General features: G+C 61.4%; 15 protein-coding genes and 1 pseudogene. 7 read left to right on the forward strand and 9 right to left on the reverse strand.

Features of this window, described 5'->3' with window-relative positions:
- The first annotated feature begins 179 nt into the window (after positions 1–179).
- The 3 genes from AC1DWF_RS21905 (at position 180) to AC1DWF_RS21915 (ending at position 2269) form a co-directional block, all read left to right on the forward strand.
- Positions 180–1226 carry an AI-2E family transporter gene (locus AC1DWF_RS21905; RefSeq protein WP_476788523.1) on the forward strand — a complete coding sequence of 349 codons (1047 nt, stop codon included), beginning with the start codon at positions 180–182 and terminating at the stop codon, positions 1224–1226.
- A gap of 104 nt (positions 1227–1330) precedes the next feature.
- Positions 1331–1762 (forward strand): OsmC family protein, encoded by a 432-nt coding sequence (locus tag AC1DWF_RS21910; RefSeq protein WP_476784192.1) that lies wholly within the window; start codon positions 1331–1333, stop codon positions 1760–1762.
- Between the two features lie 144 nt (positions 1763–1906).
- Positions 1907–2269: a hypothetical protein gene (locus AC1DWF_RS21915; protein ID WP_476842050.1), complete on the forward strand. Its 363-nt coding sequence runs from the start codon at positions 1907–1909 to the stop codon at positions 2267–2269.
- 172 nt (positions 2270–2441) lie between these two features.
- On the opposite strand, the gene AC1DWF_RS21920 is transcribed toward AC1DWF_RS21915, so the two are convergent.
- The 6 genes from AC1DWF_RS21920 to AC1DWF_RS21945 all read right to left on the reverse strand — a co-directional run bounded on the left by AC1DWF_RS21920 (position 2442) and on the right by AC1DWF_RS21945 (position 10755).
- Positions 2442–4013: an ABC transporter substrate-binding protein gene (locus tag AC1DWF_RS21920; RefSeq protein ID WP_476842051.1), complete on the reverse strand. Its 1572-nt coding sequence runs from the start codon at positions 4011–4013 to the stop codon at positions 2442–2444.
- A 27-nt stretch (positions 4014–4040) separates the two neighbouring features.
- Positions 4041–5666, reverse strand: coding sequence for an ABC transporter ATP-binding protein (locus tag AC1DWF_RS21925; RefSeq protein WP_476842052.1), 1626 nt, complete (start codon positions 5664–5666; stop codon positions 4041–4043).
- Positions 5659–6486, reverse strand: a complete 828-nt coding sequence (locus AC1DWF_RS21930) for an ABC transporter permease (RefSeq protein WP_476784188.1) — start codon at positions 6484–6486, stop codon at positions 5659–5661. Before AC1DWF_RS21930 ends, AC1DWF_RS21925 begins: the two co-directional genes overlap by 8 nt.
- Positions 6483–7484, reverse strand: a complete 1002-nt coding sequence (locus tag AC1DWF_RS21935; RefSeq protein WP_476788521.1) for an ABC transporter permease — start codon at positions 7482–7484, stop codon at positions 6483–6485. Before AC1DWF_RS21935 ends, AC1DWF_RS21930 begins: the two co-directional genes overlap by 4 nt.
- Positions 7485–7553: 69 nt before the next feature.
- Positions 7554–8810, reverse strand: a complete 1257-nt coding sequence (locus tag AC1DWF_RS21940) for an NAD(P)/FAD-dependent oxidoreductase (RefSeq protein ID WP_476784186.1) — start codon at positions 8808–8810, stop codon at positions 7554–7556.
- A gap of 25 nt (positions 8811–8835) precedes the next feature.
- Positions 8836–10755, reverse strand: a complete 1920-nt coding sequence (locus tag AC1DWF_RS21945; protein ID WP_476842053.1) for an alpha/beta hydrolase family protein — start codon at positions 10753–10755, stop codon at positions 8836–8838.
- Between the two features lie 345 nt (positions 10756–11100).
- On the opposite strand from AC1DWF_RS21945, the gene AC1DWF_RS21950 reads away from it, so the two are divergent.
- Complete coding sequence (locus AC1DWF_RS21950) at positions 11101–11730, forward strand: TetR/AcrR family transcriptional regulator (protein WP_476783991.1); 630 nt, start codon at positions 11101–11103, stop codon at positions 11728–11730.
- A gap of 143 nt (positions 11731–11873) precedes the next feature.
- A pseudogene (locus AC1DWF_RS21955) lies at positions 11874–12115 on the forward strand (OsmC family protein); the annotation flags it as partial.
- An 87-nt stretch (positions 12116–12202) separates the two neighbouring features.
- On the opposite strand, the gene AC1DWF_RS21960 reads toward AC1DWF_RS21955, so the two are convergent.
- Both AC1DWF_RS21960 and AC1DWF_RS21965 read right to left on the reverse strand, forming a co-directional pair.
- Entirely contained in the window at positions 12203–12787 is a 585-nt protein-coding gene (locus AC1DWF_RS21960) for a hypothetical protein (RefSeq protein WP_476783990.1), read from the reverse strand.
- A 792-nt stretch (positions 12788–13579) separates the two neighbouring features.
- Positions 13580–14716: an AI-2E family transporter gene (locus AC1DWF_RS21965; protein ID WP_476788518.1), complete on the reverse strand. Its 1137-nt coding sequence runs from the start codon at positions 14714–14716 to the stop codon at positions 13580–13582.
- 297 nt (positions 14717–15013) lie between these two features.
- On the opposite strand from AC1DWF_RS21965, the gene AC1DWF_RS21970 reads away from it, so the two are divergent.
- Positions 15014–16138, forward strand: a complete 1125-nt coding sequence (locus tag AC1DWF_RS21970; RefSeq protein WP_476788517.1) for an HlyD family secretion protein — start codon at positions 15014–15016, stop codon at positions 16136–16138.
- Positions 16128–17159 (forward strand): DUF2955 domain-containing protein, encoded by a 1032-nt coding sequence (locus AC1DWF_RS21975; protein ID WP_476783987.1) that lies wholly within the window; start codon positions 16128–16130, stop codon positions 17157–17159. The genes AC1DWF_RS21970 and AC1DWF_RS21975 overlap by 11 nt, the downstream gene beginning before the upstream one ends.
- A 243-nt stretch (positions 17160–17402) precedes the next feature.
- Here AC1DWF_RS21975 and AC1DWF_RS21980 read toward each other — a convergent pair whose 3' ends face one another.
- The gene (locus tag AC1DWF_RS21980; protein ID WP_476783986.1) at positions 17403–17531 is read right to left on the reverse strand and encodes a lipoprotein; all 129 of its coding nucleotides are present in this window, start codon (positions 17529–17531) and stop codon (positions 17403–17405) included.
- Positions 17532–17544 lie beyond the last annotated feature (13 nt).

Consider the following 17544-nt stretch of genomic DNA (forward strand, 5'->3'; position numbering starts at 1 on the left):
ACCTTCGGCTGTATTCTCAGCGGGAATAGGCAAGTGAGCGGTGCCTCGCCAGGAGTGGTATGCGCGAACCACAGGGCTGTGTTTTGCGCATCAGCTAAATCTGCATTGCGGGACGCAGGGACATTCTCTGGTACACCAACTTGCGCTAGATCAGTGACAGGCAAGCGCGTGGAGGGGACATGCCAATTCAAAATGAGGGCCGGATGGTTGGGGGTCTGGCGACCGGTATTTTGGTCTTGGCGCTGATGCATTTTGCGCAGTCGATCTTTGTTCCGCTGGTCTTTTCGCTGTTTCTGATCGCCCTGGTCTGGCCGGTGCAGTTTGCGTTGCAGCGCCGGTTGCCCAAGCTCCTGGCGCTGCTCATCACCGTCAGCATCACGATCACCATCGTCCTTGCCGTCGGCTCTTCGGTGATCTGGGGCTTCGGCAAGCTCGGCCAGTGGCTATTTGCCAATGCCGGACATTTTCAGGCCGTTTATACCGACTGGACCGATTGGCTGGAGGGGCATGGCATTGCCATAGCCGGGCCGCTTGCCGACCGCTTCGACGTCACCTGGCTGGTCGGCTTCACCCAAGGGATCGCCGGACGGCTCAACAGCCTGGCTGGTTTCGCCGTCCTGGTCTTCATCCTCGTCATGCTCGGCCTGCTTGAGGTCGAAGACTTCAACCGCCGCCTCCAATCACCAAACGCCCAGCCCCAGGGCGAACTAATATTGCTGGCCAATCGTCAGATCGGCGCCAAGCTGCGCCGTTTCATGGTGGTGCGAACTTTCGCCAGTATCCTCACCGGGCTCGTCGTCTGGGGCTTCGCGCTGGTTGCCGGGCTGGAGCTTGCCGGCGCATGGGGCGCCATCGCCTTTGCGCTCAACTACATCCCGTTCCTCGGCCCGTTCGTGGCGACGATGTTCCCCACCATGTTCGCCATCGCCCAGTTCGAATCCTGGCAGATGGCAGCCGTCGTGTTTCTCGGCCTCAACCTGATCCAGTTCATCATCGGCAGCTATCTTGAGCCTTTGCTCACCGGTGCTTCGCTGGCGATCTCGCCATTCGCCGTCATTTTCGCGGTGTTCTTCGGCAGCTTCTTGTGGGGCATTTCAGGCGCGTTCCTCGGCGTGCCGGTGCTGATCGCCTTCATCGTCTACACAAGCCAGTCGCCCTCGACGCGCTGGCTGGCGACGCTTTTGTCGGGAAAGCCTTCGAACGAAACAGGGCCCCAGACTTCTTAAAAATCTGCCCGCGTCAGATCGCGACACTCGACGCCTTGGCCCGCATCCGGTTATGAACCTGGAGCGCATGGTCGCGGAAATTTTTGCATGGAAGGATGGCTGTCATGAAGGCACGCATCAAATGGGTTGAAGATCGCACCTTCGTGGGTGAGTCCGGCAGCGGGCACAAGATCGTGCTCGGAACCGCCAAGGAACCGGGCGGCCAGACGCCCGGCCCAAGCCCGATGGAGCTGATGCTGATCGGTGCTGGCGGCTGCTCGGCCTACGATGTCGTCCATATCCTGGAGAAGGGCCGCGAGGCGATCGAGGATTGCACTGTCGAGCTCGATGCCGACCGCGCCGAGACCGACCCCAAGGTCTTCACGCGCATCCACATGCATTTTGTGGTCAAGGGCCGCGGCCTCGCACCCGCCAAGGTCGAGCGCGCCGTCAATCTGTCGATCGAAAAATACTGCTCGGCCTCCGCCATACTCGCCATGTCGGCTAAGCTGACCCATGATTTCGAGGTCGTCGATACGGCATCGACGCCGGCTTGAGATCAACAAACCGATAGTTGGCTAGCCGACTTCAAGGCCTGCCCTAAATGCGGCAATATGCGTYGCCGCATGATTTCGGCTGACTGAATTTGGAGATGATGAGCCTCACCATGCGGGCAGCGTCTTGCTAGCAAGGAGCCTGTCATGAAACATCGGATCATGTGGGTAGCAATTGCGGCGGCCGGAATGCTCGGGCAGKCCCGGGCCGAGCCGCTCAAGTCCATGGAAGAGGTCAATGCAGCACTCCTGGCGTGCTGGAATGCGCCACCTGGCACGAGCGGGTCGTCGGTTACCTTGAGCTTCAGCTTCAAGCGTGACGGCTTCTTGATGGGCAGACCGAGGCCGACAGCGATCAGTGTCAAAGGCGATGCGAATGCGCGAAAGGCCTTTGTCGATGCGGCGGTAGCGGCAGCTCAACGCTGCACGCCATTGAGTTTTTCTCCCACCATCGACCAAGGCATTGCCGGAGGCGTCTTCACACTGCAGTTCGATTCGTCCAGCAATTGAAAGTGCGCTGCAAGGCACCGCAGTGCGCTGCAAGCATGCCGCCATGCCTGGGTACCAATTTTATAGGCTCGGCCGTTGTTCATGACGGCCGAGCGTGCATTGTGCGGACTTGTCGGTCAGTCGCCCGAAGGGGCGCCTCCCTAAGCCCCTGTCCGTTGTGGCGGCAGACGGCCTACGTCTCCAGCCAGACGCGCGAGGCGATGTAGCCGTTTGACATGTCGTTGCCGACGTCGTCGGCATAGCCCTTGAGAGCGGCGGTCGCGGCGTTGATGTTGTTGTTGAAGACCGGGATGATCGAGCCACCTTCGTCGCGCACCATCAATGCTGCAGCATGATACAGTTCCGCGCGCTTTGCCTCGTCTTCGACCACACGCGCTTCCTTGATGAGCTTGTCGAAGTCCGGCCGATTGAAATTGGTCTCGTTGGCTGGCGAACCCGACAGGTGCTCGGTGGCGTACATCAGGTCCTGGGTCAGACGGCTGCCGTAGTAGGACATGCAGAAGGGGGCCTTGCGCCAGATATTGTTCCAGTAGCCGTCAGCCGGCTCACGCTTGACCTCGATCTGGATGCCGGCCTTCTTGGCGTTTTCCTGGTAGAGGATCGCCRCATCCACTGCGCCGGGGAAAGTGCCATCAGACGTGCGCAGCACGACCGGCCCGTCATGGCCAGACTTCTTGAAATGGAAGTCGGCCTTGTCCGGATCATATGCCCGCTGCTCGATATCGGACGGGAAGTAAGGATAGGTGGCGTTGATCGGGAAGTCGTTGCCGACCGTGCCGAAGCCACCCAGCGTCGTCTGCAGCAGGGCCTCGCGGTCGATGGCATATTTCAACGCCAGACGCAGGTCGTTGTTGTCGAAGGGCGCGGTGTCGACGAGCATCGGCAGCGTGTAGTGGCCCCGGCTCGGTGCGTTGAGGATCTCGACGTTCTGCGCGCGCTTGAGCAGTGTCACTGTTTTTGGGCTGACGGCATTGATGAAGTGAACGCGCCCCGATGAGATCGCCGCGATGCGTGCAGTCGCGTCGTTCATGGCGATCATCTCGACGCTGTCGACGTAGCCACGGTCCTGCCAGTCATTCACGTTCTTCTCGAACACGGCGCGCACGCCCGGCTCGAAGCTGGTGAGCTTGTAAGCGCCGGTGCCGATGCCCTCGGCAGGATTGTCCATGCCGCCATTGGGCTGGATCATCAGCAGGTGGATGGTGAAGACCAGTGGCAGGTCGACATTGCTCTCCGAGAGCTTGACGTGGAGTTCCTCGCCCTTGGCCTCGACGGTTTCGATAGAGGCGATCATGCCCCGCGCACCGGAGCCGGACTCTTCCTTCATGTGACGGCGGATCGTCTGGGCGCAATCCTCCACGGTCAGCGCCTTGCCGTTGTGGAAAGTGATGTCATTGCGGATCTTGAACACCCAGTCCTTTGACTGGTGGCTGGATTCCCAGCTGGAGGCGATGCCCGGGAGAGCCTTGCCAGTGGCAGGATCGCTGGCGACCAGCGTATCGCCGATCGTGCGCGCAAGCAGGAAGGCGAAGGCGCCAATCACTTTTGCAGGGTCAAGCGTATCGGTCGTGGCAGCGCCATCGATACCCAGCTTGAGGGTGCCGCCTTTCTTCGGCGTTGCCGCCGCTTGCGCATGGGCCGTGCTGGCAAGTCCGGCGAGCAGCAGGCCGGCGCCGAGCGTGCCCTTCAGGAAGTCGCGACGGCTTGCCGCGAGGTCCATGCCGATCAAGTTCGATTTCTTCATTTCCATTCCCCCTGTATTGAAGATCTGTCAGGCAACCGGAGCCAGCGCGCGCCCGGCAAGGACGCGCTCCAGCCAGCCGATTTCCATTTCGGGCACCGAGCTCAAGAGCTTTTCGGTGTAGTCGTCATAAGGTGGAGCAAGGACGGACGCCTTGTCGCCCTGACGAACCAGGCGGCCGCGATGCATGACCGCGACGCGGTCGGCGATCGCCCGCACGATTGCGATGTCGTGGGTGATGAACAGGTAGGAAACGGAGGTCTCCTCCTGCAGCCGCATCAGCAGCTTCAGTATGCCTTCGGCCACTAGCGGATCGAGCGCGGAAGTCGGCTCGTCGCACAGGATCAATTCCGGTTCGGCCGCCAATGCCCGGGCGATGGCGACACGTTGTTTCTGCCCACCTGAGAGCTCGGCCGGATAGCGGTCGAGAAACTGTTGGCCCATCTCGATCTGGCCAAGCAGTTCGGTGACCCGCCTGGTCCGCTCCGCCCCCCGGAGGCCGAAATAGAGGGTGAGCGGCCGGCCAATGATATCGCCGACCCTCTGGCGCGGGTTCATCGCCGTATCGGCCATCTGGTAGATCATCTGGACGCGGCGCAGTTGGTCGAGCGTACGATCCTTGCGGGCGGGCGGCAGCCTCTCGCCCTTGAAAGTGACCATGCCCTGATTGGGCGGGAGCAGCCCCGTGACAACKCGCGCCAGGGTCGATTTTCCCGATCCGGACTCGCCGACCACCGCCAATGTCTGGCCTCTCGGCAGCGACAGCGACACGTCGTGCAGGACAGTCACGTTCGAGTAGCCGGCCGTCAGTCCTTCGATTTTCAGCAGGTTTTCCTCGGCAGCGCGGAAAGGCTCGCGCACTGCCTGTCGGATGCTCACCAAGGCCTTCGTATAGTCTTCGTGCGGCGTCTCGATGATCTGTCGGGTCGGTCCATATTCCACCGTCTTGCCGTGCCTGAGCACCATGATGTCGTCGGCAATCTGGGCGACGACAGCAAGGTCGTGCGTGATGTAGAGCGCAGCTGTTCCGGTCTCTGCTATCGCATGCTTGATTGCTGCCAGAACCTCGATCTGCGTGGTCACGTCGAGCGCCGTGGTCGGCTCGTCGAAGAMGATGAGKTCGGGTTTGGCACAAAGCGCCATGGCGGTCATGGCACGCTGCAGCTGACCACCCGAGACCTGGTGCGGGTAGCGTTCGCCAAAGCGCTCCGGTTCTGGCAGGCCAAGCACCTTGAACAGATACTGGGCGCGCTTCTTCGCTTCCRCCGGCGTCATGAGGCCATGTCGCACGGTTGCCTCGATGACCTGCCGCCCGAGCTTGTGGGCGGGGTTGAAGGCCGCGGCAGCCGACTGCGCGACATAGGCCACGCGCGCGCCGCGTATGGTGCGCACGCCGCCCGGCGACAGAGCCGTCACGTCGACGCCATCGAGCAGGACCTGCCCGCCTGAAATGCGCACGCCACCGCGGCCATAGGCCAGTGTCGACAGGCCGATGGTCGATTTACCCGCACCCGACTCACCGATCAGGCCAAGGACCTTTCCTTTTCCAACATCGAAGGAGACGTCATCCACCAGCACAAGGTCAGTGGTGGATCCATCAGCCTGATGCGCGCGCACCTCGATGCGCAGATTCCGGACCGAGAGCATCTCACTCATCGCCACGCGCTCCTTTGAGGCTCGCCGTGGCATTGATCATCCAGTCGACAACCAGATTGACCGAGATGACCAGGGCGGCGATCGCAGCGCCGGGAATGAGCGAGGCCGAAACTCCGAAAATGATGCCGTCCTTGTTGTCCTTGACCATGCCGCCCCAGTCGGCGGCCGGGGGCTGGATGCCGAGGCCCAGGAAGGACAGTGTCGACAGGAACAGGATGGAATAGGCAAAACGTAGCCCGAACTCGCCCAGCAGGGGCGCCAGGGTATTGGGCAGGATCTCGCGGAAGATGATCCACAGCTTGCCTTCGCCGCGCAGCCAGGCGGCTTCGACAAAATCCATCACGCTGACGTCGAGCGCGACCGCCCGGCCGATGCGATAGACGCGCGTCGAGTCGATCGCAGCCATGACCAGGATGAGGATCAGGGTGCCTTGYGGCAGTACCGCAAGCACGACAAGCGCGAGGATCAGCCCAGGAACGGACATCATCAGGTCGTTGAACCGCGACAAAAGCTGATCGACCACGCCACCGCTGACGACAGCGGTGAAACTGAGCAGCATGCCGATGGCGAATGACAGCGTGGTGGCGGCCAAGGCGACGAAGAGCGTGGCGCGTGCGCCATAGATTAGGCGCGACAGGAGATCGCGACCGAGGCTGTCGGTACCGAGGAGGAAGTCTCCCCCCATCGGGGCCCAGACTTCACCGACGATGGCACTTTGATCGTAGGGTGCGATCAGCGGCGCAAAGAGTGCGCAGGCCACAACGACCAGGATCCCCGCCGCACCCACGCGTGCGCTTGTAGGCATCGATTTCAATCTCATCGCGGATGCCTCAAGCGTGGGTTCGCCAGGATCGAAACGATGTCGGCCAACAGGTTGAGCACAATGTAGATGGCCGCGAATATCAGCCCGCAGGCCTGGACCACGGGCATGTCGCGAACGGTCACGGCATCCACCATGTATTGGCCGATGCCCGGGTAGACGAACACCACTTCGATGACGACGACGCCGACCACGAGCGCTGCAAGGTTCAGCGCGATCACCGTGACGATTGGCGCCACGGCATTAGGCGCGGCGTGTTCGGCAATGACGCGCAGCGCCGAAAGCCCCTTGAGTTCGGCGGTTTCCACATAGGGCGACGACATGACGTTGAGGATCGCCGAGCGCGTCATGCGCATCATGTGGGCCAGCACGGCGATGACGAGCGTCAGAACAGGCAAGGCAATGGCCGAAAGCCGCTCACCAAGGCTCATCCCGTCATAGACGGTCGCCGGAAAGGCCGCGACCCCGAGCTTGACGGTAAAGAACTGGATGAGCAGGTAGCCGATGAAAAACTCGGGCAACGACACCGCGGCGAGTGACAGGATGCTGATGGCCTTGTCGGGAAAGCGGTTGCGGTAGCGCACCGCGATCATGCCAAGGCCGAGTGCCAATGGGACCGCGATTACTGCTGAAGCAACGGCAAGCAGCATCGAATTGCCCAACCGTTTCCAGAGCTGCTCGGCGACCGAGTTGTGGTTGGACCACGACGTTCCGAAATCGCCCTGGACGATACCCCCCAGCCATTCGCCGTAGCGCTGGATCATCGGGCGGTCGAGGCCCAATTCCTTGCGCACATGCTCGACTGATTCCGGGGTCGCGTCGCGCCCGAGATAGGTCGCGGCGAAATCGCCCGGCAGCATCTCGACCCCGCCATAGACCAGCATCGAGGCTGCCAGCAGCAACCCGAAGCCAAGCAGGACGCGGCGCAGGATCAGCCTTGCGAGAAGGTTGTTCGAGCGCCCGGCGGAGGCCGCAATCTGGTTGCCCGGCGCGCTCATCCGCGCCGTGCTCCCGGCCCTTCACCGTAGACGGGCATGTTCAAGGCAACCGGATGACGGCTTTGCGCTTCACGCACGCTGCGCATCCGCAAAATGCCCATCACGCTTGCGCGACCATTTCGGCATGGCTGCTTCGACCTCCGCTTCGGTCGCGAAGGTGTCCTTCTCAAACCGCTCGAGACGAAAGCGGGTTGGATCGACGAAGGGCGACTGGCCGAGGATCAATTCTGCCGACAGGCGGCCAAGGCCCGGGCCATGGCTCACACCGCTTTCATTGTCGCCGCCCACCGCCACGATGTTGGTCGTGCCGGGGACGCGGCCGACCAGCAGACCACGGTCGGGCGTGTAGCATGGCACGCCCTGCGCCCAGCTCGCGATCTTCGATCCGCGCAGCGGCGGGAACACTTCTTGCAGACGCGCGAGATCTCCATCGGCCATTGCCTGCATCAGGTCAGCCTTGTGCGGTTGTCCGGGCGCAATCCATGCGTCGCTGAGCTTGTGATAAGGGTGGTAGTGCCCGCCCGTTCCCCACATGATGGCGCCAAAGGTTTCGCGCAGCCACAGCCCCAGTTCGCGGCATTGGACAGTCGGGATGGTCGACGGCAAACCACGGCTATCTGTCACGATGCGGGTTGCAAGCACACGGAGCAGTGGCAGCTTCCAGCCAAGTGTCTCAAGCAGCTCGTTGTTCCATGCGCCCGCAGCGATCACCACGCCATCGGCTTGCAACGTGCCCTTGTCGGTCTCGATCGTCACGCCGTTGCCGGCTTCTTCAATGCCAGTGACCTTCGTGTGGTCCCGGAATGTACCGCCCAACCTGGCAATTTCTCCGGCCAGTGCACGCAGGCCCAGGGTCGTGTCGAACTGGATGCCATGAGGGTTGTACGCACCCGAGTGGACCTTGGACGGGTCGATCAGGCCCTGCATCTTCTCGCCAATCTCGGCGGCGTTGAGATCCTGCATTTCGGCCGGCGCATAAGGCGACTCCAGTACAGGACGCACGAAGTCTTCGCGGCCTTCTTCCGTCAGCGCCATGATGAGCGTGCCGTTCGGGCGATAGCCGATTTCCTGGCCGAGTTCGCTCAACGCCTTGTAGAAGTCGAGCCCGTATTGCTGAAGCTTGAACCCTTCCTCGCCGAGCGGGATCATGCCGGCGGACCAGTGCGACACGAAGCCCGCGCCTGCGCCGCTGGTTGCTTTGGCAAGTTCGCCGGCCTCGACGACGGTGACGTCAGCGCCTGCCTTCAGCAGGTGATAGGCGGTGCAGCAGCCGATGATGCCGCCACCGACGACGACGATCCGTTCGCGTTTTGCATTCATGGTCATGATGTTCTCCCCTCGTGCCGCGCGCTCAGACGGCCGGATGCACGTATTTGCCGAGCCACCACAGGATGCGGGCAGCACTGTCGAGATATTCCGGGTAGCTGCGCATGCTGTGCCCGGCGTTGGGATAAATGACGAGCTCGGCATGCGAGCCGGACCTGAGGGCCGCGAAATAGCATTCCTCCGCCTGGCCTGCCGGCGTGCTGCGATCGATGCCGCCTGCCATCACCAGCGTCGGCACCTTCTTCTTGTGCTTGAAGAAGGCCGGGCTGCGTTCGAAATAGGCTCCCGCTTCCGCCCAGGGCGAAGCGTCGAGCATGATCTCGTCGAACTCGGGGATCTGAGTGGTGCGATGCTGGCTATACCAGTTGCCGACGGGCGACAGGGGGATGGCCGCAGCGAAGCGTTCGCTCTGCGACGGCAGCCAGGCAGACATGAATCCGCCATAGCTCGATCCTGTCACGGCGACCTTCGCGTCATCAGCCCAGCCCTTGGCAACCAGTGCATCTACGCCGCTGATGATATCCAGGACGTCGGCGCCGCCCATGTCGCCTTTGACCGCGCGGGCGAAGGCGTCACCCCTGCCGGTGCTGCCGCGAGGATTGGGCAAGAAGATCGTCCAACCCTGGCTAGCCAGCATCGGCGCCGCACGCGTCCGCGCCATCCAGTGGTTGCCATGAGCGGAAATCGGCCCACCGTGAACATCCACCAGAAGCGGTGTCGCCCCGTTGATATCGCGGGGGCGTATCACCCAGCCCTGCATCTCCAGCCCATCGGGTGCTGTCCAACTGAATGGCTCGACGATGCCGCAAGACGACATTGCCTGCTCTGCGCCAGGCGCGGCCAGCGTTGCTACCTCGCGTAAACCGCCGGCGGACAATTCTGCCAGGAACGGAGCCCGCGCATAGGCTTCCCCTAGATACAGGGACCCGGTTTCGCCTATCGGATATGAGGTCGGGACCCATTCGACATGGGAGAAATCCTTGGAGGCCCAGCTCTCGGTAGCCGCCGAGCGACGGAGATCGTAGTCACCAGCAACCGTTTCGTGGCCGCGGAGACCGGCAAAGTGAATGACGGAGGGCGACCGCCACTCGATCGAAGTCACGTCGGCGCCCTGGCTGTCCAGCACCTCGATCGCTCCATCGCGTGGGTCGAGCAGGCAGAGCTGGCCATAGACGATGCCCCGATCGCTGCAGAACGCCCTTACAAATGCGATCTTGCCACCGCCGGGCGAAGCCCTGACGCAGCCGATCTGGTCGGCCGGCGCGTATTTCGTCGTTGCGACACCCGAGCTTGCATCGACGAGGGAGAGGACTGCCCGATACCAGCTGCCCTCGCTGTGATGGTCGCTGGTGATCGCCGCAATCGAACCGTTGCCGCACCAACTCGCTTCCMACACGTTCAAAGGTGCACCTGTCAGCTGGCGCGGTTCGCCCTCGCCATCCCAGGTCCAGATCGTGCGCCACAGTTCGCCGCCTTCATCGGAGCGAACTTCCGGGATCCATGCTGGCGCATTCGACTTCTGCTTCTGGGCGAAGCCACCATGAATGCCGGCGAGATCGGCGGCCGTGCCCGCCACCACCATCAGCAGCTTCGATCCGTCCGCCGACCAGGCGATCTGCTCGATCCGTCCGGCAACAGTCCGCGCCTTCAGGCAGCGGCCATCCGACCAGATCTCGATCCGGTCGGCAGCAGCATCATCGCCGGCGCAAGCCACCGCCAACTTGTTTTCCTCGGGCGACAATCTGATCTGGCGGGTTTCCCGTTCGTTCAGGCGCTCGACCGCGCCGCCGTACCGTGCAACACGGCAAAGCCTATTGCTTACGCCGTCTTCGAGACCGCGCTCGAAGCTCTGGCCGATGAAGTGGAAATGGGGAGCATTCTCGTGCCCGCACAGCGCGCGGCCGCTGTATATGTGCCCCCCCGGCGCAAGTAGGACTTCGTACAATTTCAAGGTCGCCGTAAACTCTGGCGACGAACGGAAATCTCGCTCCATCGGGCTCCCCCCACTGACCAAATCAGCACCCGCTGAACGCAACTAGCCCACCCTGCCGCACAAGATGCGGCAGGCAGAAACTCTAACGAGCTGGCGAGGTTGCCTCTGCGTTAGCTGGCAACATTACAGGTAAGTCGGCGCCTGTCTATACACATATGTACATTTCTGTGCCATAAAGTTGCGGTAGCCTCGAGCAGGTGAAAATTCTGCCCCACAAGCCTAGGTCCGCCGTATAGAATGGAAGTTAAGAGGGGGAGACCGACTGTGCCAGAAAGAGGACCAAAGCCAGCAGAAGCGGTGCCTGAGGACTCGTCACGCACGACCAAGCAGGACTGGCTCGACCTTGCGATCAGGACCCTGGTCGAAGATGGCATCGACCAGGTCAAGATCCAGGCCATGGCCAAGAAACTCGACGTTTCCCGGTCGAGCTTCTACTGGTTCTTCGAAAGCCTCCAGGACCTGCACGACCAGCTGCTTCAGAACTGGTTGCGCCGGAATACCGACCCGGTGGTCGACCACGCGCTTCGGCCGGCGCCCAGCATCAACCGAGCCATCCTCAATGTGTTCCAGTGCTGGATCGACGATAGCATTTTCGACCCACAACTGGACACTGCCGTTCGGATCTGGGCCCGCCGCGATACGTCAATCCGGACCGTCATCGACGAAGCCGACCGCCGCCGCATCGAAGCGATCACGGCCATGTACCGGCGCTATGGTTACGACCAGGAAAACGCCTTCATACGCGCCCGTGTGCTCTATTTCATGCAGATTGGCCACTACGCGCTCGACGTCGACGAAGCGCTCGACGTCAGGGTCTCACACGTTCCTGCCTATCTTCTGGCATTTAGCGGCCAGGAAGCCGAGCCCAGCGATATCGCCGCCTTCGACGAGTTCATCAGTAGCCTCAAGCGTAGGGGGCATGGCTAGGAATTGAAATTTGGCCATGGGTAGCGCAACTCAGGCATCATCTCCAGCCTGGAGCCCGGGTGGGGCTGGACGGCGCGGGCCAGCCGGCGGATTGATGGCATCAACGTCGCGTTCCAGCGGATTGACCTGACCGCCTCGCGGCGCGAGAGGCAATCGAGGATTGCACCGTCAAGCTGATGYCGACCGCGCCGAGATCRCCCCCAAGGTCTTCACGCGCATCCGCATGCATGTCGTGGTCAGGGGTCGCAGCCTCGCACCGGCCAAGGTCGAGCGGGCCGTCAGCCTGTCAATCGAAAAATATTGTTAGGCATCAGCCATGCTGGCCAAGTCGGCCACGCTGACGCATGACTTCGAGGTCGTCGACACGGCGTCGACGGCGGCTTGAGCTAGCAAACCAGCGGCCGGCCAAGCCGTTCTGTCGACAGGGACGGCCGGCCTGGCCGGAAGACCGCGAGTGGATTGAGCAGTTGACCTACTGCGCATGCACCATTTTGGTCGGCTTCTCCAGGAGGCTGAAGTCCGACCCGTCGCATTTCACATCAGGGTTGGTCGGGCTGAACATCCCCAATGGGTTATCCTTGAACAGCCAGGCATGAAGGTCATAGTGGACGAACTCTTTCGGAATAAGCGGTTCGTGCCCTTCCATCGGCCCCTGGAAGGGTTGGCCGAACAGGCTTGGGCGCTCCTTGGCCGCCGCAAGCGGCACCAGCCACTCGGCCGCCACCAGGCGCAATTTCTTGCCGTCTGGCTCATAGATCAGCACGTTTGGCTTGTTTGGATCGGGCGGGCCCTGCAGCGTGACGTTGACGAAGTGAATCCCCATGGCGCCCTTCGGATAGTCCATGGCCCCGGCGATCTTCTCGCCGCTGTAGTGAACGCATCCCACCGTCGAGAGATAAAGGTCGCGCACGGCTACGTAAGGATCCTGGTATTTCTCCAGCGCCTTGCGCGCAGCGTCGATGTCAGCCTTTTTCGGTTCTTCCGCCAGGGCCGGCGCGGCGCCCCAAAAACCAGCCAGAGCAATGACAGCGCAACTGACGAGACTTGCAGTCCTCATGGCAGTTCCTCCAATTTGTGTTTCGCATAAGCAATACAGACAATCTGGACGACGCCTTGAATGTCGCTCCGTTCGTTGCTCTTTGCAAACGGTCGATGCCGGGCGAGCACGGGAAAGCCCGTCCCTCGCCTTGGGAGCGAGGCGAGCGGTCTATGGTCATCGGACTGATTGACGAGAGTTAGCCATTGCCGTCTCGTGAACGTCCCCGGTCGCGGCTGAAAGGGAGCTTTTAGCAACAAGCCAGTTGAGCCGGGCAGGTACCCATGGCGAGCTAGTGCCAGCCCTGCCGTCAGCGTGCCAAAATCAGCGTTGCAGGTAAAAAGCCTGCCCAACGGAACGCAGTTCCTCAAGCGTTTTGCCTTCGCAACTCCCCGCAGTATCTCCACCTATCTGTTGCGGTTTTCCGGTTAGCGTTATCGTCCCGGCCTGGCCAGCCTGCGAAATATAAACGGCGACTCCATCTGGGCCTATCTTGGATAGATAGAACGCATGATGAACGTCTCCGACTTCACAGTATATCAAGAAGGGGAAATCCGTATACTTTACTTCTGCGGAACGGGCGTCGGAAACTGGAACGACAAGAATGCTCGATACTGTTGCTAGCGAACTAAAAGTTGCGTTTCTAGAAAATCTGCATAGATAAGCAAGTAAAGACTGCCAAGACCCGATATGTGACATTGTCTGGGAACTCCCCTGCTTGCCGTTAAGAATTCCGTCTTGCGAATTGGTTCCTGCGCCGGGGGGCTGCTGTATGGTAGCCAAGCTTCGGCGGGCGGGAGAGTTAGCAATCAACTACCGCACATCGTCTCCATCCCTTACCGGCAGTGCCCCTTGAGTCTCCGCACCTGGCCTTCCCTCAACTGGGTCATGCCGTAGCCACTCCATGAGCAGCACGTAGCCAACGGCCAACAGCACCGGGCCAACAAACAAGCCGAGCAGGCCGTCGGCGAGCATCCCGCCAATGACACCAATGAGAATGACGGGCATCGGAACTTCAAGCCCGCGGCCGAGCATCAATGGCTTGAGCAGATTGTCGCTGAGCCCCGCAATGAGGGTCCAGATTGTAAAGATGATCGCCGGTGTGGTCGGTTCCGTAGCAAGGACATAGGCTATGACAGGTAGCGTCACCAGCACCGCCGGAACCTGCACGACGGCAAACAACAGCACCACGAGCGTCAAAAGTCCGGCTGTCGCAAGGCCCATGGCGAAAAAGCCTACACCGATCAGCAGCGACTGGATGACGGCAACGCCGACCACGCCGATTGCCACGCCACGGATGGTGGCGGCCGTCATTGCAATCAGACGGGGGGCTTGAGCCTTGTTGCCGGTGACACGTTCCAACAGGCGCGTGACAAATTCGATGCAGCCGTTGCCATAGGCGATGAGCACAGCGGCAATTGCGAACGAAAGTATGAATGACAGTTGGCCGGCGGCCAAACCGCCCGCGAACGACGCCAGCGATGCCGCGGGCCCACTGAGCATATCGCCGTATTTGGCAAGCGCCGCCGGCATGTTTGTCTCGACCAGCGCCCATGTCTCGGTCAGTTTCTGGCCGACCATCGGGAGGTCGGCAAGCCATGGGGGTGGCGGCGGCACCGTCAGCTTGCCGTCTTGCAAGTCGGTGACGAACGCCATTATCGAGGTCCCAAGCGCCGTCACCCCTACCACCAGCGGTACCAGCATGATCGCGACGCTGACCAATCCGATCAGCGTCGCCGACCAGCGATTGCCGACCCGGGTGACCAGGCGTCGGTGCAGCGGATACAGCATCACCGCGAGGATCGCCGACCAAAGCAAGATGCCGGTAAAGGGCAATATGATGCGGCTACAGGCAAAGATCAGTAAGGCCACGAGCGCGATCTGAAGTGCTGCGTCGAGCGTCTTCGGGAGCGAAGGCTCGCGTTCGTGGGGCGTCGCGTTCGGGTCCATTGTTGTTCCCCTCTGCCCGGCCACGCTTGGATTTACCAAAGCTCCATGCTTCGGCTGACTATTTACCTATTTCGTTCTTCCTGCAAGACTGTCGCAAGTGCCCGCAAGCAGGCGTACCTCGAAAGACGTAGTCTCAACCTGCCGGGGCGGATTCCTTGGATTGAGCATCGTCGGTGCCCGTTGCGATGGCGAAAGCTGCGGACTAAGTTGCAATTCCAACGCAAGTGCCGACGTCGATGCCAAGGAAAGCATATTAAGCTGCGGCCTCGATCGCCGCGTGATCCAGGGGGGAACGACATGGCGTCGGATGCAACCGGGACCTCTCGTGATCATGCACCCGATACGGTGGGCGCGCCGCTGAAAGAGAAGAACCCGCAGCGCACGATCGCAATTACCGTGCTCCTGCTGGCCCTCCTTATATTCGTCGTGACGATTTTCATGGAGCGGCGCACACCTTCTTCCTCTCAGGCGACAGTCAGTGCCTATGTCGTGGGCGTGGCGCCGGAGGTTACCGGGCGGGTCATTGAGGTGGGCGTGGCCGACAACAGCGCCGTGACGCCCGGCCAGATGCTGTTTCGACTGGACCCGGAACAGTACCGGCTTGCGGTTGCCGAGGCGGAAGCACGCCTTGCAGGGGTAGGTCAGACGATCGGCGCTTCGACAGCGTCCGTCGATGTCGCCCAGGCCCGGGTTGTGGAGACCAAGGCTGTCCGGGTCAACGTCCAGGATCAAGCTACTCGCGCCATGGAACTTGTCAGGCGCGGTATCTACGCCCAGGCGAAGTATGATGAGGCTGCGGCCGCACTGGATCAGGCAGATGCAGGCGTGGATGCAGCCGAAGCCGACCTCGCGCGGGCTCGCGAGGAGCTTGGACCCGCAGGAAAAGACAATCCGCAGTTGAAGGAGGCGCTCGCGACGCTTCAAACCGCTCAGCTTGATCTGCTGCGCACGACGGTTTCAGCGCCGGCGGAAGGCGTCGTCACCAATCTTCAGCTTTCCGTCGGAGGCATGATCAGCGCTGGCGAGAGTGCGATGACCTTCATCGACACCGGCACGATATGGATCACGGCCGCGTTCAAGGAAAACAGCCTTGAGCGGGTTGCCGCCGGCGACCGGGCGGAGGTGCTATTCGATGTTCTTCCTGGTCAGATTTTCGCCGCCACAGTTGAAGGCGTGGGAATGGGGGTGGCTCAGGGAAGCGTCGATCCGGCGACGGGCCTGCCGAAGCTTTCCACAGACACTGGATGGGTGAGGACGCCACAGAGCTTTCCCATCCGCCTGATTTTGGACGAAGGGCGGCCCAAGGGCGTGCGGTACGGCTCGCAGGCAAACGTCGTCATCTACACCGGAGACCATCCGGTCACCAACGCGCTCGGCAGCATCTGGATCCGAATTCTGTCGATCCTTACCTATGTCAGCTGACGCGCATCTTACCTACGAGGAGGGCCTCGTTAATGTAAAACGCAAGGGTCTGCGCATAGCCCTTGCCGTTGCGGTCGGCTTTACCTGGCTGGTCTATTCGGGGGCCATCATCCCCTTCCTTGGGCCATTGTTTGCGGCACAGTTTCTGATCTCCAGTTCACGCCCCATGCCTGTGAAAAAGGGGTTGGCAGTCGCAGCGTTCATTCTTGTCGTCGGGGCACTTCTGCAATTCGTGGCCGTTCTCACCGGCGACCGGCCACCGGTTCTGCTGCTGCTGCTCGGGCTGATTTACTTTGGATGTTTCTACCAGCAGGCGAACGGCAAGGGCGGACCCACGATCTTTCTCGTCCTGGTCATTGCGGTCATGGTGCCGCTCCTCACAATTTTGAACGAAGATCTCAGTGACACCATTCTGACGATCCTGGTTCAAAGTGTGGTGACCGGCATGCTGTTGATGTGGGGGGCCTATTCCCTGATTCCAGACAGAGGCAGCCCCGCTCCTGAGGCCGTGACGGCGACGACATATCCGCGCGCGGCGCGGTACGCTACGGCAAACACCGCCATACTGCTGATCGCTGTGGTTGCCTGTCTGACACGCGAAGAACTGGCGACGGCGATTGTCATTCCGATAACAGTGGTGTCGCTGCTTTCGCAATTCGACACCGCGGCCAGCACACGTGCAGCCTTGGGGCTCGTCATAACCAACATCACTGGAGGCGTGGCCGCGTCGGTCGCATTCGGGCTGCTTCAAGTGCGGCCGTCCCTCCTTTTCCTCTTTCTATTGGTACTGCTGGCCGGCTTGGTGTTTGGCGGTCGTGCCGCGTTGCGTGAACCGTCCGCCAAGCTTTACGCAGGCGCACTGACCATCTTCCTTCTCGTATTCGGAACAGGCGTATCTCCGCTTCCGGGGTCTGCAGCCGATTCCTTTTCCACGCGGGTCGCCTACATCCTGGCGGCCATCGCCTATGCGATCTTCATGACAACGTTGCTTTGGCCTCGGCCGGAAGGCACTCGCGACTAGACGCTCGTCACGCTTGTCGGTCAGCAGGAATTTTGTCTTGGTGGGGGATCTCGAACGCGGTGCCGCTAGGCCGCCCGCAGCGGCACTTGGACGTCGGCGCAAAAGCTAGGCCCAAGGGCAACGCGCGCCAGCCATTATTTTGTTTCTATTCTTTTATTTGCGAGACCGCGCCCGGCACTTTGCAAGCCCATGCCGGGCGCGACTCCCTTCTGTACGGCATAGGCGCCGGCGAGAAGGATATTGCTATTTGTAGATCGGTGCCGGTTCGACAACAGGCGGAGGAGCCTTTCCTTTGCCTTTGCCAATGGTACCGCAGGCACTCAATCCCGCGACCGAGAACATCGCGACCAGTACGATCAGAATCTTCTTCATTTCAGTCCTCTCC

The sequence above is a fragment of the Aminobacter sp. P4_D5 genome (assembly GCF_056401815.1).